This window comes from Rhodanobacter hydrolyticus (assembly GCF_044904645.1).
Map to the genome: position 1 here is coordinate 1,810,681 of NZ_JADIKK010000008.1, position 23,114 is coordinate 1,833,794.

A 23,114-nucleotide genomic window follows, 5' to 3' on the forward strand; every position below is an offset into this window, starting at 1 on the left:
GGCAAGGCGAAGCCCCGGAACCGGTTTAAGATGCCGTCTGGACAGCCGATAACCCCTGCCAATGGACACCACCCAGCCCAGCACCAACCCGCACGACAAAGTCGAAGTGCTCAAGCTGCGCGAGGCACAGTGGCGCCATGTAGGCGGCCTGCTGCATCGTCTGCTGGCCCAACTGGCCGGCTCGGGCGATCTGCACAACCATGTGCTGGAGAGCACGCTGGCCGAACTGCGCGGGCTCATGCGCGAGCCTGGCGGCGACAACCGTATCGCCACCCTGCTCGGCACGCTGGCCAAAGCGGTGAAGTCGCCGGACGCCGCGTTCCGCCCCGAGCCGGATGCCGCACCGACGGCAGCCAACGAATTGCTGCTCGCCGTACTTGACTACCTCGCGCTGGAAGAACCTGCCGCGGATCTGGCCGAATTGCGCCAGCAGGTCGCCGGCTGCACCGATGCGCAGGCATTGTGCGAACACGGCAAGACACTGGCCGCACTGGTCAATCGCCGGCTGAAGCAACTGTCGGAAGAACGCCGCGCGGCGGCCCAGCTGCTGCACCATGTCAATTGCCACCTGGGATCGCTGACCGAATACCTCGACCAGGACGAAAGCGCCAACCACGCCGCCGTCACCGCCCGCCACGAATTGAACGGGCGCATGCTCGACGAAGTGCAGGCGCTGGACGAATACGCCAGCGCGGCGCCCGACCTTGCCAGCCTGCGCCACGACGTGCAGGCACGGCTGGCCACCATCCGCGACCACCTTGCCTCCGCGCGCGACCGCGAAGCGGAGCGCGAGCAGGATTGGCAGAAGCGCCTGAAGCGTTCGCGCCATCGCGTCCGTCAACTGGAAGACGACATCGAACGCATGGAGACCATGCTGGCGGCGAAGGGCCATCTGGTCGACACCGATGCCCTGACCGGCCTCGCCAACCGCCGCGCGCTGGAAGTGCGCATGCCCAACTTGTGCGACACGCCCATAGGTACCACCAGCCTGCTGATGGCGGACATCGACCATTTCAAGGAAATAAACGACCGATTGGGGCACGGCGCCGGCGACCGCGCCCTGCGTATCGTCGCGGAGCAATTGGTGGCCGCGCTACGCCCGGGGGATTTCCTTGCCCGTTATGGCGGCGAGGAATTCGTGGCCATCCTGGAAGCCGGTCCGGAAGAAGCGATACTGGTGGCCGAACGCTTGCGTGAGCGGATCGAACGCACGCGCTTCCGCAGCCAGGATCAGCCTGTGCACGTCACCTTGTCCTGCGGTGTCACCACCACGCGGGCCGGTGACACTCCCGAGAGCGTGTTCGAGCGCGCCGACCGCGCGCTGTACCAGGCCAAGCGTGCCGGTCGCAACCGCTGCATGGTGTTGTAAGAACCGCCCGGCAATACTCAGATCCGGGGCCTTTCCAGCGTACGATGGGCTTACCACGACACGCGAAACCACGCCGATGGCTTCCGACCACCCCGATTCCGCCATACCCGACGCCATCGAGATGTTCGAGCGCGAGCGCGAACGCTGGCGCGAAATTGATGCGCTGCTGCGTCGCCTGCTTTCGCGCCTGACCTATGCGGCGGAGGGCCGCAACATCGGTCTGGACGCCGTGCTGAGCGATATCCGGCTGGCCACCCGGAACACCTTCGATGAGCAGCGCCTTACGCCGCTGCTCGACGCCCTGACCGACGCCGTGGCCGTGCTGGACGAGGAGCTCGCCCAGCCATCCAGGGAGGCCGCCCTGCCGCCCTCGCCGCCTCTAGTTCCCTTGCCGCAGGCGGCGGAACCCGTGCTGGATCGCCTGCTGCTCGCCATCCTCGATCGCCTGCCGCTGGGCGAGACGGCCGGCGCCGAACTGGAGTCCCTGCGCCAACGCATCGTCGGCTGCCACGACACCAGGATGCTGCAGGCCCACGGCGAGGCACTGGCCGCCCTGGTCGCGCGCCACATCGAGCAACTCGAAGAGGCCCAGCGCACCGCCAGCCGCCTGCTGGACCACGTGGACAACGAACTGACTGCGTTGACCGAGCATCTCGACGAGGACAACCAGTCGCGCAACGATGCCGTCATGGCCCGGCGCGAGCTGGGCGAACGCATGGCCGGCGAGATGCTGACGCTGCGCGAGCGCGCGCGCACAGCCTCCGACCTGCCCAGCCTGCAAGCCGACGTGCATGCGCGGCTCGCCGCGGTCGGCGCCCACCTCGCCACGCTGCGCGAGCGCGAGCAGACACGCGAGCAGGCGTGGTACGAACACACTGCACGCATGCGCGAGCGCATCCGCGAACTGGAATCCAGCACGCGCAACATGGAAGCCACGCTGAAGCAGAAGCTCCAGTTGGCCGACACCGATCCGCTCACCGGCCTTGCCAACCGCCGCGCATTGGAGGCGCGCATGGCCTCGCTGCACGAGTCGAACGCGCCCGACATCAGCCTGCTGATGCTGGACATCGACCATTTCAAGTCGATCAACGACCTGCTCGGCCACACCGCCGGCGATCGCGCGCTGCGCATCGTGGCCGAACAGCTGCAGGCCGCGCTGCGCCCCGGCGACTACCTCGCCCGCTACGGCGGCGAGGAGTTCGTGGCCCTGCTCACCGCCGATGCCAATGAGGCGATGCGGGTGGCCGAGCGCCTGCGCATACGCATCGGGCAAGCGCGCTTCCACAGCCAGAACCAGGTGGTGCCGATCACTCTGTCGTGCGGCATCGCCACGATGCGCGACGACGACACGCCCGAGTCGCTGTTCGAACGCGCCGACCAGGCGCTCTACCGGGCCAAGGACAACGGCCGCAACCGCTGCGAGGCGGCGTGAGGCCGGCGGCGGGCAGATAGCCGTCCATCCGTCCAAAGCCCGGTTCAGCCAGGGGTACAACGCCGGTACGGCACGATGGTATGATGGCGCACTTTCTTTTATCTCTTTATCCGTACACGAGGATATAAACCCGATGTCCAGCCATCTGTTCACTTCCGAATCGGTCTCCGAAGGCCATCCGGACAAGGTCGCCGACCAGATCTCCGATGCCGTGCTCGACGCGATCCTCGCGCAGGATCCGCGCGCCCGCGTGGCCTGCGAAACCATGGTCAAGACCGGCGTGGCCATCGTCGCCGGCGAGATCACCACCAGCGCCTGGATCGACCTGGAAGCGATCACCCGCAAGGTGATCCTCGACATCGGCTACAACTCCTCCGACGTGGGTTTCGACGGCGCCACCTGCGGTGTGCTCAACCTGATCGGCAAGCAGTCGCCCGACATCAACCAGGGCGTGGACCGCAAGAAGCCCGAGGAACAGGGCGCCGGCGACCAGGGCCTGATGTTCGGCTACGCCACCAACGAGACCAAGGACGGCATGCCGGCGGCGATCCACTACTCGCATCGCCTCGTCGAGCAGCAGGCCAAGGTGCGCAAGAAGAAGAACTCGCCGCTGCCGTGGCTGCGCCCGGACGCCAAGAGCCAGGTCACCCTGCGCTACGACAACGGCGTGGCCACCGCGATCGACGCCGTGGTGCTCAGCACCCAGCATGATCCGGGCATCAAGCAGAAGGATCTGATCGAGGCCGTGCGCGAGCACATCATCAAGCCCGTGCTGCCGGGCAAGCTGCTGCACAAGGGCACCAAGTTCCACATCAACCCGACCGGCAAGTTCGAGATCGGCGGCCCGGTGGGCGACTGCGGCCTCACCGGCCGCAAGATCATCGTCGACACCTACGGCGGCTGGGCCCGCCACGGCGGCGGCGCATTCTCCGGCAAGGATCCGTCCAAGGTGGACCGTTCGGCCGCCTACGCCGCGCGCTACGTGGCGAAGAACATCGTGGCCGCCGGCATCGCCGACCGCTGCGAGGTGCAGGTGAGCTACGCCATCGGCGTGGCCGAGCCGACCTCGATCTCGGTGACCACCTTCGGCACCGGCAAGATCAGCGACGACAAGATCGAGAAGCTGATCCGCCGGCACTTCGACCTGCGCCCGTACGGCATCCTCAAGATGCTGGACCTGATCCACCCGATGTATCAGCAGACCGCCAGCTACGGCCACTTCGGCCGCAGCCCGGTCGAGATCAAGGACAAGAACGGCAAGGTCTACACCGCGTTCTCGTGGGAGAAGACCGACAAGGCTGAAGCCCTGCGTGCGGACGCCAAGCTGAAGTAAGCCGGCATCTGCTACGCCATGGAAACGGGCCGCGAGATGCGGCCCGTTTTCGTTGGGTGCGCGATCAATTCAAGCTTGTCGCCTACTCGATACGTCTCGCCCGTTCGCGCTATCGCACAGCTTCCGCAGCCGAAATTTGCCGTGCACGACATGCATTGAATGCCATTGCGATCGGCTACGGCTTCAACATGCGGATCGCCTCGTCACGCACGCTGCGCATGGCAGCATTGAGCGTCTTCGGATCCATCGCGATCACCGGATCCATGTAGCGCTGGCGTACCAGGGTTGCCGCGCCGGTATCGTGCAATTCCACAAGCACGGAATACAGGCGCGAGGCGCTTTCGATGGTATGCGCGTCGCGCAGGCCCAACAGCTGCTCGCGTTGTTCCAACGCCTGCCGGTAGGCATCACGTGACGCCTCCCAATGATGCGCATCGTCCTCGATGTCGCCGATCAGGGTACGCGTGGCGGATATCAGCGGGTGCTGCGGACCCAGCACGCGCAACTGGCCGGCAAGGCACAGCCTGGCTTCGGCGAGCGCCTGCTCGTATTGGCCGGCCTCGTCCAACAGGCTGGCCAAGCTGCCAAGCGCCATCAGTGTCTTGGGATGATCGGAGCCAAGCTGGTGCTCATGGGCGGCGAGGATCTGTCGCTCCAGTGCGATCGCTTGCGCGTAATACGTGCGCTGTTCGGCCGGCACCTTGGTGTAACTGCCCTGCTTGGCCAGCAGCCGCACCATGACCGTCTCGGCGGCGATGGTGTCGGGATGGTCGCTTCCCAATTCGCGGCGACGCACGTCGATCACCCGCTGCAGATCCGCACCGGCCGCGGCGAAAGCCTTCGGTTCCTGTGCCAGATACACCTCGTCGGTCGCAGCCATGAAGGCGGCGGCCAGCGCGTCGGGATGGTCCACGCCCAGCCGCCGCGCGCGGGCAGCGGCTACCTGGCGCGCGAGCGCGAGCGAGCGCTCGTACTCGTAGCGATAGTGCAACAATCTGGCCTGCACCAGCATGGTGTCCAGGGTCTGCGGACTCTCCATTCCCAGCGTCCGCTGCTCCAGCGCCACCAGCGGCTCGGTCAATTGCAGCGCGCGGTCGCGCTGCCCCAGTCCGATCAGCGTCATCACCAGGTCGCGCTGCAACTGCATCAGGCCAGGGTCGGTGGCGGGCACGCGCGGCTTCAGCAGGGTATAGAGCGCGTCCTGTCGCTGCAGTGCCTGCTGCAGATGGCCCTGTTCCATCAGCATGCGTGCGGCGCCGGATTCAGCCGCGATCCGCAGCGCGTCGGTGGACGGCTCGGCTTGCGCCAGCTTTTCAGCCTGGGCATACATGTCTGCCGCGGCTGCGATCTGACCCTGCTTCTCCAGCGCCTGCGCCAGATCCGCGCGTACGGAAAGCTGGCCACGATCATCGGCGGGCAGCAGCTTCGCGCGAACCGCGAACACCTTGCGCAACTCGTCGGCGGCATGCGCATAGCTGCCGATGCCCAGCAGCGCCCGCGCCAGCGACTGGCGCAGGTCGGCGTCCAGAAGCGGCGCATCGGGGAACGCGTGATCGAGGCCGTCGAGCGTATGCCCGATCACGTAGCCATCCATCGCCTCGCGCGCGATGTCGGTGGCCTGCACACTGGCAAAGGCCTTGGTCAACGCATCATCCGCCGCCGGTGCCGGCGTCGATGCCAGCGCTGCGCCAACCTGCTGCTGTGTCGCGGCAACGACCGCATGCCCCATGGCACCGATGTCCACGCTGTCATACATCGATTGCTGGAACCGCACCATGCGCTCCAGTTGCAGCTGCCGCTGCTCGGCCAGACGCTGCTGCAAGCGTGCCTGGTGCAGCGAGTACAGCGACGCGAAGAGGCCGACCAGCACGCTGAGCAGCAGCGCCGCAGCGGCGGCCAACGGCCAGCGGTTGCGCTGCAGGAAGCGGCGCGTGCGGTACAGACGCTGGCCCCGTCGCGCCGCCACAGGTCGCTGCGCCAGCCAGTTGCGCAGGTCTGCAGCGAGCGCAGCCACGCTGGCATAACGTTCGCCGGCCTGGCGGCGCAGCGCCTTCAGGACGATGGCGTCGATGTCGGCCGGCACCGGGTAGCGCGTCCCGTCCCCGGTTTTCGCGCTGCGGCTGGGCGGTACGATTTCGCCCGCAACGATGGCCTGGCTGAGCTGGTGCGGCGTGCTGATGTGCTGCCACGGCCGCCGCCCGGCCACCATCTGGTAAAGCACCATGCCCAAACCGTACACGTCCACCGCCGTGGTCAGCGGTTGCTGCTCGATCTGCTCCGGGCTGGCGTAAGCCAGCGTCAACGCATGCTGGCCGGTGACGGTGAGCGTGCTCTCGATCGCCTGCTCGTCGATCAGGCGCGCGATGCCGAAGTCCAACAGCCTGGGCTCGCCTTGTGCATCGACGAGGATGTTGGCGGGCTTGAGATCGCGATGGATCACCAGGTTGCGATGCGCGTACTCCACCGCGGCGCAAACCTTGAGGAACAGTTGCACGCGTTCGCGCAGAGCCAGCCCACGATGGGCACACCACGCATCGATGCGCTCGCCCTCGATGTATTCCATCGCCAGGAAGGGCTGGCCGTCGGTGAGCACGCCGCCGTCGAGCAGCCGCGCGATGCCGGGGTGCTCCAGCCGCGCCAGCAGTTGCCGCTCGCGCACGAAGCGTTCCAGCAACGTGGGGGAGCCGATGGCCGAGGCGTTCAGCACCTTCAGCGCCACCTGTTGCGTGAAGCCGTCGTCCTCGCGCTCGGCGAGGTAGACCACGCCCATGCCGCCCTCGCCCACGCGGCGCACCAGGCGGTAATGGCGCGGCGCATCGACCTGGGCGTCACTGCCGCTCAGATCCACCGTATCGCCCGGCTGCAACGGCAGCGTGGCGGTATGGCTGTTCTCGATCGCGGCAATCATCCAGCGCACTTCGCGCACCAGCACTTCGTCGCCGCCGCATTCGCGTGCAATCAGGTCATCGCGCCCTGACGCATCGATCTCCAACGCGTCCATGGCGATGCGCTTGGCAAGCAAGTAACGGTCGGTCAGCTGACCGGTCATGGGTTCCCCTGTATGCGCGGCATGGCCCGCAGCCATGCGGGCAACCCCGCATGACGCATCCTGGCGTCGAAGGATAAGCGATCAGATCGATGGTCTGCCCGTGCCCTTGCGCGGCATGGCCGCCTGGACGGGAAGACAGCCGCCTAGTCGTCCGTGTCGCTGCGCGAAGCGACCACGACGGCCGGCTTCTGCTTGCTCCGCGGGTGATGTGCCGCCAGACGGGGAGTGCTGTGACGCGTGCGATGCGCAGTGATGCCCCGACAGGTGGAACCGCTGCGCGAGCAGCTGCGTCCGGCGTCGGCGACTACCTTGCGGCCGCGCGTCGAGCGGGCCGCCGGTGCCGGGTTGCGCTGCGAAGCCGGCACAGTATCCGCATCGGCGGTCTGGATCGGCGAAATCGCTTCGAGCAGGCGTGCAGCGCGGCTGCCTGCCCGCACGCCGCCGGCCTCGGCGACCAGGATCGGCGGGGTCTGCTGGCCGTCGAAGCCGTCGTCCAGCAAGCGCGCCATCAAGCGATCACGCCCGCTCGCAGTACGGCTCCCCAACACCACGGCGAACAGGCGGTGGCCATCGCGCACGGCGGTGGAGGCGAGGTTGAAACCCGAGGCGTCGGTGAAGCCGGTCTTCAACCCGTCCATGCCCGGATAGCGGTACATCAGATTGTTGTGCCCGCGCACGATGTGGCCACGGAACACGAACTCCTGCGTGGCGAAGAAGTGGGCGTACTGCGGGAAGTCGCGGTAAAGCGCCATCGCCAGCTTCACCAGGTCGTGCGCGGTGGAGGTGTTGTTGGGGTCGGGCAATCCGGACGCGTTGGCAAAATGCGTATCGCTCATGCCGAGCAGCGCTGCCTGCGCATTCATCATGTCGGCGAAGTGGCTTTCGTTGCCGCCGATGCCTTCGGCCATCACGCTGGCGGCGTCGTTGGCCGATTTGGTGATCATGCCGAGGATGCAGTCCTGTACCGCGACGGTCTGGCCGGCGCGCAAGCCCAGTTTGGTGGGTGCGCGGCTGGCGGCCCATGCCGACACCGGCATCGTCTGGTCGAGGCTCAGCTTGCCGCTCTTCAATTCCTGGAAAGCGATGTAGAGCGTCATCATCTTGGTCAGCGAGGCGGGATAATCACGCTGGTCGGCGTTGACCTGCTGCACGATCTGACCGGTTTCGCCGTCGACGACGATCGCCGCGTAGCCGGCATGCGCCGCGCAGGCAAAGCTGCCGAGGCCGCACAGCAACGTCAGCATCAGCAGCACGCGCAAGCGACCCAACGTCCGCCCCAGCCTCGTCGATTCGATGGCCACCCGACTTCCTCGCAAACAAACTGCAACCAAATGGAAACCCCACGTGGCCGCGACCTTAACCCAAGGTGGCGAAAATTTCTACAGGCAAGACTTGAAATAATTTCGTTAAATCCATGTTCCACAACGGATTGTTCAAGCCATTCGCAAGCGCATGCAGCGGCATTCGCACGGTCGCCAGCTAGAATGGCCGGATGTCCCTGATCCAACTCCATCGCGTCGATTTCAGCATCGGCGGCCCCCTCCTGCTCGAACACGTCGATTTGTCGATCGACCGCAACGAGCGCGTGTGCATCGTCGGTCGCAACGGCGAAGGCAAATCCACCCTGATGAAGCTGATCGCCGGCGAGCTGAAGGCCGACGACGGCGAAGTGCGCGTGCAGACCGGCGTCGTCATCGCGCGCATGGCGCAGGAGGTGCCGCAGGGCACCGCCGGCAGCGTGTTCGACGTGGTGGCGCAAGGCCTGGGCGACCTCGGCCAGTTGCTGGCGCGTTATCACCACCTGCTGCACGAAGGCGACCTGGATGCATTGGGCGACGTGCAGACGCAGATCGAAGCCCGCCATGGCTGGGATCTCGACCGCCGCGTCACCGAGGTGCTGACCCGGCTCGAACTGCCCGCCGACACCGACTTCGCCGCACTTTCCGGCGGCATGAAGCGCCGCGTGCTGCTGGCTCAGGCGCTGGTGCGCAAGCCCGACGTGCTGCTGCTGGACGAGCCCACCAACCACCTCGACATCGAAGCCATCGGCTGGCTGGAAGGCTTCCTGAAATCCTTCGACGGCAGTCTGCTCTTCGTCACCCACGACCGCAGCTTCCTGCAGGCATTGGCCACGCGCATCGTGGAGATCGACCGCGGCCAGCTCACCGACTGGCCCGGCGACTACGACAACTACCTGCGCCGCCGCGAGGAGCGCCTGCACGCCGAAGCGCAGGCCAATGCGCTGTTCGACAAGAAGCTGGCGCAGGAAGAAGTGTGGATCCGCCAGGGCATCAAGGCCCGCCGCACACGCAACGAAGGCCGCGTGCGCGCACTGAAAGCCTTGCGCGTGGAACGCGCAGAGCGCCGCGAATTGTCCGGCAACGTGAAGATGACCGCTGCCAACGCGCAGGCCTCCGGCAAGAAGGTGATCGATCTCGAGCACGTGCACCAGAGCTACGGCGGCCGCGTGCTGATCGACGACCTGAGCACGACCATCCTGCGTGGCGACCGCGTGGGTATCGTCGGCCCCAACGGTGCGGGCAAGAGCACCCTGCTGAAGATCATGCTGGGCGAACTCAAGCCCGAACGCGGCAGCGCCACGCTGGGCACCGGCATCCAGATCGCCTACTTCGACCAGCACCGCCTGCAGCTGGACGATACGCAGAACGCGTTGGACAACGTGGCCGAGGGCCGCGAATACATCGAGCTCGACGGCCAGCGCAAACACATCATCGGTTATCTGCAGGATTTCCTGTTCTCGCCCGAACGCGCCCGCGCACCGATCACGCGGCTCTCCGGCGGCGAACGCAACCGCCTGCTGCTGGCCAAGCTGTTCGCGCAGCCGTCGAACCTACTGGTGATGGACGAACCCACCAACGACCTTGACGTGGAAACGCTGGAGCTGCTGGAAGAACTGCTCGCCGGCTACCAGGGCACCCTGCTGCTGGTCTCGCACGACCGCGCCTTCCTCGACAACGTGGTATCCAGCACGCTGGTGCTGGAAGGCGAAGGCAGGGTGGCCGAATACGTCGGCGGCTACAGCGACTGGCTGCGGCAACGGTCCGCGGCGGCCGCATCGGCTCCCACTACGGCTGCAAAAAGCCAGACGCCTGCGCCCACTCCCGCGCCGGAAGCCAAGCGCAAGCTGAGCTACAAGGACCAGCGCGAACTGGAACAACTGCCCATGCGCATCGAACAGCTCGAAGCCGACATCGCCGCACGCGGCGAAGCGATGAACGATCCGTCGTTCTTCCAGCAGGACAGCGCCGCCATCGTCAAGGCGAACGAATCGCTGGCGAAGCTGCAGCATGAGCTGGAAAGCGCCTACACGCGCTGGGCCGAACTGGACGGCTGACGCGCGGCCTATCCCTGCTCTCCTGGCGCGACGCGGTTCGGCAACCACAGCCGCGCCAATGCGCCACGCGCATCGTCCCGCGCCACCAAGGCCACGCCGCCCTCGTGCGCCTCGGCGATCTGACGCGCCAGCGCCAGGCCGATGCCGGAACCGCCGGGCTTGGTGGTGAAGAACGGCACGAACAGGTTGTCGCTGGGCGGCGGTCCGGGGCCGTCGTCTTCCACTTCGATCACGGCGCACTCGCCGTCGCGGCACCAGCGCAGCCGCACGCCGCCATCCGGAAGCGAGGCTTCCACCGCATTGCGCACGAGGTTGATCAACGCCTGCTCGAGCTGATCGGGGTCTGCCGCCACCGTCAGCGGCTCGCCTGCTTCCACCGTCACCGCCATGCGCTGTTCCAGCTTCGCCAGTTTCGCCAACAGCGCGGACAACTCCACCCCTCGCGGCTGCGGCGGCGGCAGGCGCGCCAGTTTGCTGTAGCTGGAAAGGAAGCGCCCCAGGGCCTCGGCGCGATGGCCGATCAGTTCCAGCCCGCCGCGGAAATCTTCGCGCCAGTCTTCCGGCAGGGGATCGCGGGCGACCAGCGTGGCCAAGGTACCGGCCATCGACTGGATCGGCGCCAGCGAGTTGTTCACCTCGTGGCCCAGCACGCGCAACAGACGCTGCCACGCCGCACGCTCCTCTTCGCGCAGCACGCGGCCGACGTCATTGATCACCAGCAGCCGGCCGCCGCGTCCGCCGCTGCGCAACGCCGCATGGCGGATCTCGAAGCGCCCGCTGCGCCCCGGGAATACATGCCTGAGCAGGCGCGCGGCCGGCCCATCCAGCAGCGGAGCCAGACCGAGCTCCGCAGCGCTGAGGCCGAACAGGCGATGACGCTCGGCATCCAGCAGGCGCTGCGCCGCCGGGTTGAGCAAGCGCAGCCGCTGGCCCTCGTCGAATACGAACACCGCGCTGTCCAACGCCGCCAGCGTCTTGCCGAGCAGATAGGAGGATTCCTCGAACTCCAGCCGCTCGCGCTGCAGCCGCTCGGCCAGCGCGTTGATGTCGTAGATCGCATCGCCCAGCACGCCGCCATGCACGCCGCGCAGGCTGTAGTCGCCTTGGCGCAATGCCTCCAACAGGCCGGACAATGTGTACAGCGGGAACACCACACGGTGGTATTGCCAGCGCGCAAGCAGCAAGGCGGCGGCAACGGCGACGGTCACGCATGTCCAGCGCAACGGCTCGCCCATAGGTATCCAGGCGAGCGCCAGCGAGGCAAGCAAGGGAGGCGTCGCCACCAGCAGGCTGCCGAGCAGCACGCGCCGCTCGAACCGCGGCATGCGGCCGGCGCGCTGCACGGGTTGCTCAGTCGGCATCGACGGCGCCGTCGCGCAGGTCGTGCTTGTCCAACCGCCGGTACAACGACTGCCGGGTGATGCCCAGCGCGTCGGCGGCGCGCTGCAGGTTGCCGTCGAAGCGTTCCAGCGCACGCTGCACCAGATGCGCCTCGGCCTGCTCCAGCGTCATGCCGTCGAGATCCGCCACCGGCTGCGCAGCGGCCTCACCGAAGGCCAGCGCGGCCGCACCCACCTCGTCGTGTTCGGCGAGCAGTACGGCGCGTTCCATCAGATGCTGCAGTTCGCGTACATTGCCGGGCCAGCGCCAAGCCATGAGCGTGCGCTCGGCCGAGGGCGCCAGCCGCAGCCCGTCGCGGCCATAGCGTTGCGCGTTGCGGGCAAGAAAGGCACGCGCCAGCGGCAGGATGTCCTCCACGCGTTCGCGCAGCGGCGGCAGGCGCACTTCCAGCGTGTTGAGGCGGTAGAGCAGGTCCTTGCGGAAACGCCCCGCGGCCACCTCGGCCGCAAGATCCGCGTTGGTGGCCGAGACCAGCCGCACGTCCACCTTCTGCGTGCGCGAGGAACCCAGCCGCTCGAACTCGCCGTCCTCCAGCACGCGCAGCAGCTTCGGCTGCTGCGCGGCCGGCACGTTGCCCACCTCGTCGAGGAACAGCGTGCCGCCGTCGGCCAGTTCGAAGCGGCCGATGCGCTCGCTCTTGGCGTCGGTGTAGGCACCGCGCACGTGGCCGAACATCTCCGACTCGAACACGCTCTCGGCGATACCGCCCATGTTCACCTTGACCAGCGAATGTGCCGCACGCGCCGAGTGCCGGTGCAGCAACTGCGCGACCACACCCTTGCCGGTGCCGTTCTCGCCCAGCACCAGCACGTTGGCGTCGCTGGGCGCGATGCGCTCGACCAGCGCCATCACGCGGCGCATCGCCGGCGATTCGGCGATGAAATCCCCGCCTGTATCGCCGCGCAGCAACGCGTTCTCCGCCTCCAGCCGACGCTGCCTGCGCGCCGCTTCGGCGAGCGCGATCTGCGTGCGCAGCACGCTGAGGAGGCGTGCGTTGTCCCAAGGCTTCTCGATGAAATCGGCGGCACCTTTGCGCATGGCCGCCACCGTCAGCGGCACGTTGCCCCATGCCGTCATCGCCACCACCGGCAGCTCGGGCGCGAATTGACGCAGGCGCTCCAGCAGATCCAGCCCTTCCTCTCCCGAGGTGGTGTCGCGCGAGTAGTTGCAGTCGATCAGCGCACAGGCGAACTCGCGCCTGCGCACCGCTTCCAACGCTGCCACGGGATCGGCCACGCCCACGCTGGCAATGCCCTCGGCCTTCAGCAGCAGGCGCAGCGCCTCACGCACGTCGGCCTGATCGTCGGCCAGCAGAATGGTGGGGGTCGGTTCACGTGCCATGCCTTCGCTCATCCATGCAGTTTAGCGATCACTCGTAGCGCAAGGCGACGGCCGGATCGACGCGCAGCGCGCGCAGCAGCGGCACCAGCGCGGCGAAAGCGGAAACGCCGAGCACAAGCAGCAGCACGGGCACGAACACCGCCGGATCGTGGGCGCGCGTGTGCAGGCCCGGCTCGGCCAGCATGCCGGACCACGGTATGGCCAGCAGCAGGCCGATGCCCAGCCCCAGGCCGAGTTGCCACGCCAGTTGCCGTGCCACCGTGCGCACGATGGCGCCATGCCCGGCGCCGATCGCGCGGCGGATGCCGAGCTCGCGCGTGCGCTGCGCCACCGAGAACGCCAGCATGCCGTACAGGCCGGCGCCGGCCAGCAGCAAGGCGACCAGGCCCAGCGCGCTGAAGATGTCGGTGAGCACCACCAGGTTGGTGCGCGACATCGCCATCGCCGCCGCCTGGCTGTACACCTCGAACACCGCCACCTGCGGATCCACGGCATGCGCCGTCTCGATGAGGTGCCGCGTCCACGTCGCGGCATCGGCATGCGTGCGCACGGACACGCCGACCCGGTCCATGGGCGACGCACCCGCCGCCTGCAGCAGCGGCAGCAACAGGCCCGGCTGCGATTTCGAGAGCGCGCTGGCGAGTTGCAACGGCTCGATCACCCCGACGATCGTCACCGTCTCGGCCTGTGGCTTGCCGGGATACAGGACCAGCGTGCGATTCAACGGATCGTCGCCCGGCCAGAGCGCCGCGGCCATTTTCGCGTCGATCACCGCCACCCGCTGGCTGCCTGCGCGATCGCGCGCGTCGAAGAAGCGCCCCTCGCGCAGGTGTACGCCGTAGGTGTCGAGGAAATGCGCATCGACGATGCCCATCTCTGCTTGCGGCCAGCCATCCGACGGCTGCCCCTGGCCCGGCAGTGCTACATCCTCGCGACTGCCCAGCATCGTGCTGGGAATGGTGTTCGACGCGGTCGCGTCGACCACGCCCGGCTCGCTGCGCAGGCGCTCGACCAGGGTTTCCAGGAAGCGGATGCGCTGCGCGTCGTGCGGATATTCCGCGCGCGGCATGGCGAACTGGGCGGTGAGCACATTCGCGGCATGCGCGGCACCGACCGGGCTCTGCGTCATCAAGCCGACCAGGACACGCACAAACATGCCCGCCCCCACCAGCAGCACCACGGTCAGCGCGACCTGGGCCACCACCATGGTCCTGGTCGCCTTGCCGAAACCGCCGCTGCTGCCCTTGCTGCCGTCGCGCAACGCGTCCTGCAGGTCGGCGCGCGCCGCACGCCACGCCGGGATCAGCCCGACGACCGCGGTGCTGAGCACGGCAACGCTGAAGGCGAACAACAGCATCCAGCCGTCGGCATCAAAACGGTACGCCGAAGGCAGCGGGTTGTCGGTGGCGGCGAACGACACCTGCAACCAGCGCACCGCGCCGCGCATGATCGGCCATGCCAATGCCAGCGACGCCACGCTCAGCAGCAGGCTCTCGACCAGCGCGCCCGCCATCAGGCGCGCCCGGCCTCCACCCAGCGCGCTGCGCAGGGCCAACTCGTGGCGCCGGTTCAGGGTCTGCACCATCTGCAGGTTCGCCACGTTGACGCAGGCCAGCAGGAGCACCAGTCCGCCGGCGCCCAGCATCAGCCACAACCAGCCGCGCGTATCCTCGGGAGTGAAGCTCAGGGCCAGCGGCTTGATCGTCGACGCGCGCACCCGCTGCTCCACCGGCAAGGCACGCCGCAGCTCGCTCGCCTTCGTCGCCAGTTCTGCCCGGGCCTGCGCCAGGCTGACCCCGGGTGCCAGCCTGGCCACACCGGAAAGACTGCGGTGCTGGCCAATGCCCAGCTGCAACGGCATCCACAGCTCGCTGTCCTGCGGGAAATCGAAACCCGCGGGCAACACGCCCACCACCGTGGCCCAGCTGCCATCAATGCGCACGCTGCGCCCCACGATGTTCGGATCGGCGCGGAAATCGTGGCGCCACAGCGTCTCGCCCAACAGCACCACCGGCGCCGCGCCCTGCGCATCGTCGGCCGCGGTGAAAGCGCGTCCGAGGATCGGCTTCACGCCCAGCATGTCCATCATCGAGGCGGTGAACCGGGTGCCATTCCGGTAGGTCGCGCCCCGTTCCTGGTCGAGGTTCACGCCGACTTCCGTGTACGCACCGAGCGCATCCACGCTGCGCAGGTGCCCACGCAGCAGCAGGTACTGGTCGCTGTCGATATTGCCGATGCCATTGCCGTTGTCGGGCACGTCGCCCACCGCCATCAGCCGATCCGCATGCGGGAACGGCAGCGGTTGCAGGACCATCGTGTCGACCACGCTGAACAGGAACAGCGTGATCCCAAGCCCCACGCCCAGCACCGCCACCGACAACAGCGCATAGCCCGGTCGCCTGGTGAGCCGCCGCCACGCCTCGCGGAATTCGCGCACGATCATCGCCACTCTCCCTGCCATCTCACTCATAGCGCAACGCGACCGCCGGATCGACACGCAAGGCGCGCAACAGCGGCACCAGCGCAGCAAGTGCGGATACGCCGATCACCAACAGCAATACCGGAGCGAACACCGCCGGATCGTGCGCGCGCGTGTGCAAACCCGGGTCGGCCAGCACACCCGATCCCGGCACGGCAAGCAGCAGGCCGATACCCAGCCCGAGGCCAAGCTGCCACGCCAGCTGGCGCGCCACCGTGCGCACGATGGCGCCGTGCCCGGCGCCGATCGCGCGGCGGATGCCGAGCTCGCGCGTGCGCTGCGCCACCGAGAACGCCAGCACGCCGTACAGGCCTGCACCGGCCAGCAGCAGCGCGACCACCCCGAGCACCGCGAACACCTCGGTCAACACCAGCATCCTGAGGCGCGATATCGCCATCGCCCTTGCCTGGCTGTACATCGCGTGGACCACCACTTGCGGGTCCACCTCGCGCACCACGGCGGCCAGTTGCCGTGCATAGGTTTCCGCATCGGCATGCGTGCGCACCGCCAGCCCCATGCCGCGGCGCAGCGGTCCCTGGCCCGCCGATTGCTCCAGCGGCAGCAGCAGGCCGGGCAGCGGCTTTTCCAGCGCGCTGTCCAGCTGCAGCGGTTCGATCACGCCGACGACGGTGAGCGTGAGGGCCTGCATGCGACCCGGCCACAACACCAGCTTGCGGCCCAGCGCATCGCCATGCGGCCACATCGCCTCGGCCAGCTTGGCGTCGACCACGGCTACCGGCGGGCTGTCCGCGCGGTCGCGCGCATCGAAGAAGCGCCCCGCACGCAGATGCACGCCATAGGTGGCGAGGAAATGCGGATCGACGATACCCATCTGTACTCGCGGCCAACCGTCGGACGGCTGCGGCCGGCCCGGCAGGGAAACGTCTTCGTGGCTGCCCAATGCAGCGCTCGGAATGGTGTCCGAAGCGGAAGCGTCGGCCACGACGGGATCGCTACGCAGGCGTTCGACCACGGTATCCAGGAAGCGGATGCGTTGCGCATCGCCCGCATAGCGGGCCGACGGCAAGACCACGTCCGCGGTGAGCACTTGCGCAGCATGCGTGGCGCCCGCCGAGCGCTCCGCCAGCAACGCGCCCAGCGCCCGCACGAACGTGCCCGCGCCCACCAGCAACACCACGGTCAGCACCACCTCGGCCACTACCAGCACCTTCGCCACCTGGACGAAGCCGCTGCCTGAGCCCTTGCTGCCGTCGCGGAGTGCATCCTGCAGGTCGTCGGCGCGCGCAGCACGCCAGGCAGGCACCAGCCCGGCAAGCGCGGTGCACAGCACGGCCACGCCGAAGCCGAACAGCAGCACCCGGCCGTCGATGCCGAAGCGGAGGAACATGTTCGGTGGGTTGTCGCTGGCGATGAACACGCCGACCAGCCAGCGATTGCCGAATTGCATGATCGGCACGGCCACCGCCAATGCCGCCACGCTGAGCAGCAGGCTTTCCACCAGCACGCCGACCATCAGGCGCCCGTGGCCGCTGCCCAGCGCGCTGCGCAGGGCCAGCTCGCGGCGCCGGTTCAGGGTCTGCACCAGCTGCAGGTTTGCCACGTTGACGCAGGCCAGCAGCAGCACCAGTCCGGTGGCGCCGAACATCATCCACACCCAGCCACGGATGTTCTCGGGTATGAAGCTCAGGGCCAACGGCTTGATCGTCAGCGAAGGCCCGCGCTGATCCGCCGGCAGGGCAAGCTGCATCGCATCCGACCGCGCGGCGAGTTCCGCGCGCGCCTGCGCCAGGTTGACGGACGGCAGCAACCTGGTCACACCCTGGATGTCGAGATACTGCCGCTGTCTCAGCTGCAGCGGCATCCACAACCGGCTGGCCTGCGGAAAACCGAAATCTGCCGGCAGCACCCCGATCACCGTGGCCGGTTCGCCATCCACCTGCACCGCACGCCCCACGATGTGCGGGTCGGCATGGAAATCGTGCCGCCATAGCGCGTCACCCAGCAGCACCACGGGCGCCGCGCCAGGCACCTCGTCGGAGGCGATGAAGCCGCGGCCGAGAATGGGCTTCACGCCCAGCAGTTGCATCATCGAGGCGGTGAGCAGGCTGCCGCGCGAAAAGTTCGCGCCGCCACCATTGTCCAGGTTGAAGCCCGCGGTGGCATAGGCACCGTACATGTCCACGCTGCGCAGATGCCCCTGCAACTGCAGGTACTGGTCGCTGTTGATGCTGCCGATGCCGTAGCCGTTGGACGGCTGCTCGCCAATCGCAATCAGCCGGTCGGCCTGCGGAAACGGCAGCGGCCGCAGGATCATCGTGTTGACCAGGCCGAACAGGAACAGCACCACGCCCAGCCCGACGCCCAGCATCCCCACCGACAGCAAGGCGTAGCCCGGTCGTCGCATCAACCGTCGCCATGCCTCGCGGAATTCGCGCACGATCATCTTCATTCTCCCCTCAAGGCGCGCATCGGCGGCACACGCGATGCGCGCAACGCCGGCCACAGGCAGGCCAGCAGTCCTACCGCCATCAACAGCAGGCAAACCATCAACAAGACTGCTGGATCGAACACGCTGCGCTGCATCTGCACCAGGACGGCGCGCAGCACGCCCGCCAGGACGAAGACGATGCCCAGCCCCATGCCCAGCCCGACAACGATCTGCAGCAGCGCCCCACGCAGCACGCTGCGCACCAGCCGCGACGGCGATGCGCCCAGCGCCAGCCGCACGCCGAATTCGCGCTCGCGCAATGTCACCGCCACCGATACCACGGCGTAGATGCCCGCGGCGGCCAGCGCCAGCGCCAGCACCGCGAAGATTCCGATCAGCAGCAGATCCATGCGGGCGGCATCCGTGGTGCCGCTGACGATGCTTTGCATGCTGCGCATGTGGGCAATCGGCTGATCGGGCGCCACCTCGGCGACGGCGGCAGCGACGGCGGCGCGATAGCTTTCCGGATCGCCGTGCACGCGCAGTGCGAAACGCAACGGCAGGTAGTTGCGCATCAAGCCCGCCAGATCGTCCGGCACCTGCTGCATCGGCAGGTACAGGATGCCGTCCCGGTCACCCAGGGGACCGAACGGACTGATGTCGTCGACGACACCGACGATGCGTGCGGAAAACGGCCGAACGCCGATGCTGTTCTCGGCGGTACCGATGTCGATGGCCTGGCCCAGCGCATGCCCTCCGTACAGACGCTGGGCCAGCGTCTGGTTGACGATGGCCACCGGCTCGCCCCCTCTCACGTCCGTATCCTGGAAGCCACGTCCTTCGCGTGGAGTGATGCCGAAGGTCGGGAAATAGTCCGGGTCGACACCGCGAACCTGGGGAGAGTTCGCGAGCAGGTCCTCCGCGCCGGGCGCATGGACGTAGCCCATGTAGAAATTCTGCGTCTTGTCGCCCATCGGCAGGCCTGTGCCGACCGCGGCGCGCTCGACGCCGGGCTGCGCGCGCAGTCGATCCAGCAGTCGCCGCGTGAGTTGCTGCAGCGAGGCGGCATCGGAATAGTCGGCCTTGACCGGCGCCAACTCGAAGGTAAACACGCCCTTGCTGGAAAATCCGAGCGGAACATGCGCAGCGTCATGCAGCGCGTGCAGGAACAACCCTGCCGCACACAGCAGGGTGGCGGCCAGGGCCACCTGTGCCATCACCAGCACGCGTCCCAGTGGGCCATCGCGATGCCCCGCACTGCCGCGTCCACCCGCGCGCAAGTCCTCCATCGATATGGCCGACAGGCCGCGCCAAAACCCCAGCGCCGCCGCCAGAAGCGCTGCAGCCATGCCAAGGCAGAACGCCACCGCCACCGTCGAGATACTGAAATGCAGCCGACTGCCTGCGAACCACTCCGGAGGTATCAATCCGCTCAGCAGATTCAGCCCGAGCCAGCCCAGAGCGATCCCCGTCAGCGTACCGCCGAGGCCGATCAGTACGCCCTCCGACAACATCGGCGATACCTGCCGCCCCCACGATGCACCCAGCGCCCCCCGGACCGCCGCATCGTGACCGTGCGACAAGATGCGCAGCAGCATGAGGTTGGCGAGGTTCACCCACGCGATCAGCAACACCAGTGACGCACTCGCCAGGAACATCGTCAGCACCGGCCGCGCATTGACCCGCATCGCGGTCTTGAGATCGTCGGCGCGGAACCGCAGGCCCCTCATGTACTCGCTTCCGGCGTCGTGCTTCGCCGCGAACACCGCATGCAGCCGCGTGTCGACCTCCGCTCCGACCGAGGCCGCCGTCGCCCCGGGCGCGAGCCTGGCGATTGCCCGGTAATTGTTGCTGTCGTCGTCCGTGCTCTCGAGCGAAAAGGCGACAGGCAATACGAGGTCGCCCTGCTTGAGGTCGACGCCCTCCGGCAGCACGCCGACGATGGCGTGCGCGACTCCCTCGATCGACAGGACACGGCCGATCACGCCGGCATTGCCGCCATAGCGACGCAGCCAGAACCCGTGGCTCAGCATCACCGCCTTCGGGCCGTTCGGGCGATCCTCGTCCTCCGTGAAATTGCGACCCAGCAGCGGTTTGATTTCGAGCGTCGGCAGGTAGCCGTGATCCGCGTGAATGGCCGGCACCAGCTCAGGTGTACCGTCGCCGGCGATGTTGACGGGCAACGCATCCGCCTCGATCAGGCCCAGCGACCGCGCGCCCTGCAACGGCAGCAGGTGCTGGTATTCGCTGGGCGATATCCAGTAGGCGACGCCGTATTTTTCCTGCCCCACCTGTACCAGTTCCGAGGCGCGCGGATACGCCAGCGGCTGCAGCAGCATCGCATTGACCAGGGCGAACACCGCCACGCTGGCGCCGATGCCGAGCGCCAGCACGCCGACGGCCAGGGTCAGATAGCCGGGGCGGCGGAGCATGGCGCGCCACGCGCGCCAGACTTCGGTGAGCCAGATGTTCATATGCGAATCGCCTCTTCCATTGCTTCCATTGCTTCACTCTCCGCGCAAGGCGTGCATCGGCGCCGTCCGCCCTGCCCGCACGGCAGGCACCAGGCAGGCCAGCACGCCGGCACACGCAAGCACCACGCAGGCGACGAGTACGGCCCAGGGATCGAACACGCTGCGTCCCAGCTGCACCACCACCGCGCGCAGCACGCCCGCGCCGGCTGCGCCCAGCACCACGCCGGCCGCGAGACCCAGCACGATCTGCAGCAGGCCTCCACGCAACACCAGCAGCAACAGGCGACGCGGCGACGCGCCCAGAGCGGCGCGCACGCCGAACTCGCGTTCGCGCGCGGCGACCGCCACCGCCATCACCGCATACATGCCCACACCGGCCAGCAGCAGCGCAAGACCACCCAGCAAGCCGACCAGCATGAGGTCGAATTTCGTATCTCTGGTGATGTCGCGCACGATCCACGCCATGCTGTACACGTGGTTGATCGGCTGGTAGGGCGCCACTTCGGCCACCGCCTGCTTCACCGCATCACCGTAGCCGTCGGGGCTGCCCTGTACCTTGATGGCGAAGCGCAGCGGCTCGTAGGTGCGGAACGCGCGCAATATGTCGTCCGGCATCTGCGCCAGCGGCAGGTAGAGGATGGGCGTCGCCGCATCCGGATCTTCCGGGCCGAACTGCCAGGTGCTGGCCACCACGCCCACGATGCGCGCCGACAGCATGTCCGCGCCCGAGCCGCGCTGGATGATCTGGCCCAGCGCACGGCCGTGGTAGTGCTGGTCGGCGAATTTCTGGTTGACGATGGCCACCGCCTCACCACCCCGCACATCGGCGTCGGCGAACAGGCGACCCTGCAGCAGGCGTATGCCGAATACCCCGAAGAAGCCCGGATCAGCCGCATGTAACTGTGCGTTGAAATCCTCGCCACCCGGCACATGCATGTTCATCCGCCACTGGCCGCTGAAATCGCCTGCCGGCAGGTTGGTACCCACCGCGGCCTGGCGCACGCCGGGAATCTGGCGCAGGCGTTCGACCAGCCGCTGCGACAAGAGCTGCACGGAAGCGGCGTCGGGATAGGTCGTCTTGACCGGCGCGAGTTCGAAGGTGAGCACACCACGCGCATCAAAGCCGAGGTCCACCTTCGCGTTGTCGAGCAGGGTGCGCAGGAACACGCCGGCCGCGCAAAGCAGCAGCGAGGCCAGCGCCACCTGGGCGATCACCAGCACGCGACCCAACAGACCGCTGCGCCGGCTGAAGCCGCTGCGGCCGCCTTCGCGCAAGCTGTCTGCCGACAGTGCGGCGTGGCCACGCCACAAGCCCAGCAAGGTGGCGACCAGCGCGCCGAACAGACCGACCGCAATAGCCAGCGCCCATGCCGACCAGCCGAGACTCAGGCCGCCGGGACGCGTCCAGTCCACCACCATCCAATCGGCCGGCATCCACGTGCGTATCGCCGACAGGCCCATGCCTGCCAATGCCTGCCCGAGCAACACGCCGAGCAGACCGACTAGTACGCCCTCGGCCATCGAAGGCAGCGCCACGCGCCACGGCGAAGCACCGAGCGCACCGCGCACGGAGGCATCGTGGCTGCGCCCCATCGCACGCAGCATCATCAGGTTGGTGAGGTTGACCAGCGCGATCAGCAGCAACAGTGCGGCACTGGCCAGCCACATCAACGAGGTCGCACGCGAGCCCTGGTGTTCTTCCGCACCGAAATCCTGCGTGCCGAAATGCGCCCGTAGCCAGTAATCGCTGGCGTATGCCTTGTGGCCTTGCGTCACGTAGAAGGCATGCAGCCGTGTCTGCACTTGCGCAGCCAGCGCCTCGCGGGAAAAGCCGGGGGCCAGACGCGCCACCGCGGTGTAGTCGGTAGAGTCGTTCGGTGTGTTCGCGCGGAATGCGACCGGCAACGCGATCGATGCCTGGCCGAGGTCGAAACCCGCCGGCAACACGCCGACGATGGTGTGCGCAACGCCTTCCACCTGCATCGTCTTTCCGACCACCGCAGGATTGCCGCCGAAGCGGCGCAGCCAGAAACCGTGATAGAGCAGCACCGCCGGCGCTCCGTGCGGCTGGTCTTCCGGCGCGGTGAAGTTGCGGCCAAGCACAGGCTGCACGCGCAGCGTGGGCAGCAGGGTGTGGTCGAATTCCTGCGCTTGCACCTGCACCGGCTCGCCATCGCCAGCGATGTTCGTGGCGAGAGGATCGCTCTTGAAGATGCCGAGCGAATCCGCACCCGGCAAACCAGCCAGTTGCTGGTATTGCTGCGGCGACGCACCCACCACATTGCCTTGTTCGACCTCGCCAAGCGCCACCAGCCGCTGCGGCTCGGGATAAGGCATGGGCCGCAGCAGCACGCCGTCGATCATGGTGAACACGGCGCTGGCCGAGCCCACGCCCAGCGCCAGCACGCCCGCCGCCAGCAACAGGAAGCCCGGCCTGCGCAGGCTGGCGCGCCATGCCTGCCCGATCTCGGTAAGCCAGGTGTTCATGCAGC

General features: G+C 67.7%; 12 protein-coding genes. 4 read left to right on the forward strand and 8 right to left on the reverse strand.

The window, feature by feature from the left end; genetic code table 11:
- Nucleotides 1–61 precede the first annotated feature (61 nt).
- The 3 genes from ISP25_RS10820 (at nt 62) to metK (ending at nt 4,134) form a co-directional block, all read left to right on the forward strand.
- Entirely contained in the window at nt 62–1,369 is a 1,308-nt protein-coding gene (locus tag ISP25_RS10820) for a GGDEF domain-containing protein (RefSeq protein WP_192158757.1), read from the forward strand.
- A 76-nt stretch (nt 1,370–1,445) separates the two neighbouring features.
- Nucleotides 1,446–2,801, forward strand: a complete 1,356-nt coding sequence (locus ISP25_RS10825; protein ID WP_404613805.1) for a GGDEF domain-containing protein — start codon at nt 1,446–1,448, stop codon at nt 2,799–2,801.
- A 133-nt stretch (nt 2,802–2,934) separates the two neighbouring features.
- A complete protein-coding gene (gene metK / locus ISP25_RS10830) occupies nt 2,935–4,134 on the forward strand; it encodes a methionine adenosyltransferase (RefSeq protein WP_192158753.1) in 1,200 nt (399 codons plus the stop codon).
- A 175-nt stretch (nt 4,135–4,309) separates the two neighbouring features.
- Here the strand turns inward: metK and ISP25_RS10835 are convergent, their stop codons facing one another.
- Entirely contained in the window at nt 4,310–7,183 is a 2,874-nt protein-coding gene (locus ISP25_RS10835; RefSeq protein ID WP_404613808.1) for a protein kinase domain-containing protein, read from the reverse strand.
- Between the two features lie 143 nt (nt 7,184–7,326).
- A complete protein-coding gene (locus ISP25_RS10840; RefSeq protein WP_404613810.1) occupies nt 7,327–8,484 on the reverse strand; it encodes a D-alanyl-D-alanine carboxypeptidase family protein in 1,158 nt (385 codons plus the stop codon).
- Between the two features lie 191 nt (nt 8,485–8,675).
- On the opposite strand from ISP25_RS10840, the gene ISP25_RS10845 reads away from it, so the two are divergent.
- Nucleotides 8,676–10,538 carry an ATP-binding cassette domain-containing protein gene (locus ISP25_RS10845; RefSeq protein ID WP_404613812.1) on the forward strand — a complete coding sequence of 621 codons (1,863 nt, stop codon included), beginning with the start codon at nt 8,676–8,678 and terminating at the stop codon, nt 10,536–10,538.
- An 8-nt stretch (nt 10,539–10,546) separates the two neighbouring features.
- Here the strand turns inward: ISP25_RS10845 and ISP25_RS10850 are convergent, their stop codons facing one another.
- The 6 genes from ISP25_RS10850 to ISP25_RS10875 are packed head-to-tail and all read right to left on the reverse strand — an operon-like array spanning nt 10,547 to nt 23,109.
- Nucleotides 10,547–11,899: a sensor histidine kinase gene (locus ISP25_RS10850; RefSeq protein ID WP_404613814.1), complete on the reverse strand. Its 1,353-nt coding sequence runs from the start codon at nt 11,897–11,899 to the stop codon at nt 10,547–10,549.
- The gene (locus ISP25_RS10855) at nt 11,889–13,280 is read right to left on the reverse strand and encodes a sigma-54-dependent transcriptional regulator (protein ID WP_404613816.1); all 1,392 of its coding nucleotides are present in this window, start codon (nt 13,278–13,280) and stop codon (nt 11,889–11,891) included. Before ISP25_RS10855 ends, ISP25_RS10850 begins: the two co-directional genes overlap by 11 nt.
- 28 nt (nt 13,281–13,308) lie before the next feature.
- Complete coding sequence (locus ISP25_RS10860; protein WP_404613818.1) at nt 13,309–15,723, reverse strand: ADOP family duplicated permease; 2,415 nt, start codon at nt 15,721–15,723, stop codon at nt 13,309–13,311.
- A 19-nt stretch (nt 15,724–15,742) separates the two neighbouring features.
- Complete coding sequence (locus tag ISP25_RS10865) at nt 15,743–18,163, reverse strand: ADOP family duplicated permease (RefSeq protein WP_404613820.1); 2,421 nt, start codon at nt 18,161–18,163, stop codon at nt 15,743–15,745.
- 2 nt (nt 18,164–18,165) lie between these two features.
- Nucleotides 18,166–20,622, reverse strand: coding sequence for an ADOP family duplicated permease (locus tag ISP25_RS10870; RefSeq protein WP_404613822.1), 2,457 nt, complete (start codon nt 20,620–20,622; stop codon nt 18,166–18,168).
- A gap of 33 nt (nt 20,623–20,655) precedes the next feature.
- Complete coding sequence (locus ISP25_RS10875) at nt 20,656–23,109, reverse strand: ABC transporter permease (RefSeq protein WP_404613824.1); 2,454 nt, start codon at nt 23,107–23,109, stop codon at nt 20,656–20,658.
- Nucleotides 23,110–23,114 lie beyond the last annotated feature (5 nt).

What these genes read in the sequence shown, in the direction of transcription:
- ISP25_RS10835 (WP_404613808.1), bottom strand. Translation starts at nt 7,183, where the DNA reads ATGACCGGTCAGCTGACCGACCGTTACTTGCTTGCCAAGCGCATCGCC.
- ISP25_RS10845 (WP_404613812.1), top strand. Translation starts at nt 8,676, where the DNA reads ATGTCCCTGATCCAACTCCATCGCGTCGATTTCAGCATCGGCGGCCCC.
- ISP25_RS10820 (WP_192158757.1), top strand. Translation starts at nt 62, where the DNA reads ATGGACACCACCCAGCCCAGCACCAACCCGCACGACAAAGTCGAAGTG.
- ISP25_RS10825 (WP_404613805.1), top strand. Translation starts at nt 1,446, where the DNA reads ATGGCTTCCGACCACCCCGATTCCGCCATACCCGACGCCATCGAGATG.
- ISP25_RS10860 (WP_404613818.1), bottom strand. Translation starts at nt 15,723, where the DNA reads ATGATCGTGCGCGAATTCCGCGAGGCGTGGCGGCGGCTCACCAGGCGA.
- ISP25_RS10850 (WP_404613814.1), bottom strand. Translation starts at nt 11,899, where the DNA reads ATGCCGACTGAGCAACCCGTGCAGCGCGCCGGCCGCATGCCGCGGTTC.
- ISP25_RS10855 (WP_404613816.1), bottom strand. Translation starts at nt 13,280, where the DNA reads ATGGCACGTGAACCGACCCCCACCATTCTGCTGGCCGACGATCAGGCC.
- ISP25_RS10865 (WP_404613820.1), bottom strand. Translation starts at nt 18,163, where the DNA reads ATGATCGTGCGCGAATTCCGCGAGGCATGGCGACGGTTGATGCGACGA.
- ISP25_RS10875 (WP_404613824.1), bottom strand. Translation starts at nt 23,109, where the DNA reads ATGAACACCTGGCTTACCGAGATCGGGCAGGCATGGCGCGCCAGCCTG.
- ISP25_RS10870 (WP_404613822.1), bottom strand. Translation starts at nt 20,622, where the DNA reads ATGAACATCTGGCTCACCGAAGTCTGGCGCGCGTGGCGCGCCATGCTC.
- metK (WP_192158753.1), top strand. Translation starts at nt 2,935, where the DNA reads ATGTCCAGCCATCTGTTCACTTCCGAATCGGTCTCCGAAGGCCATCCG.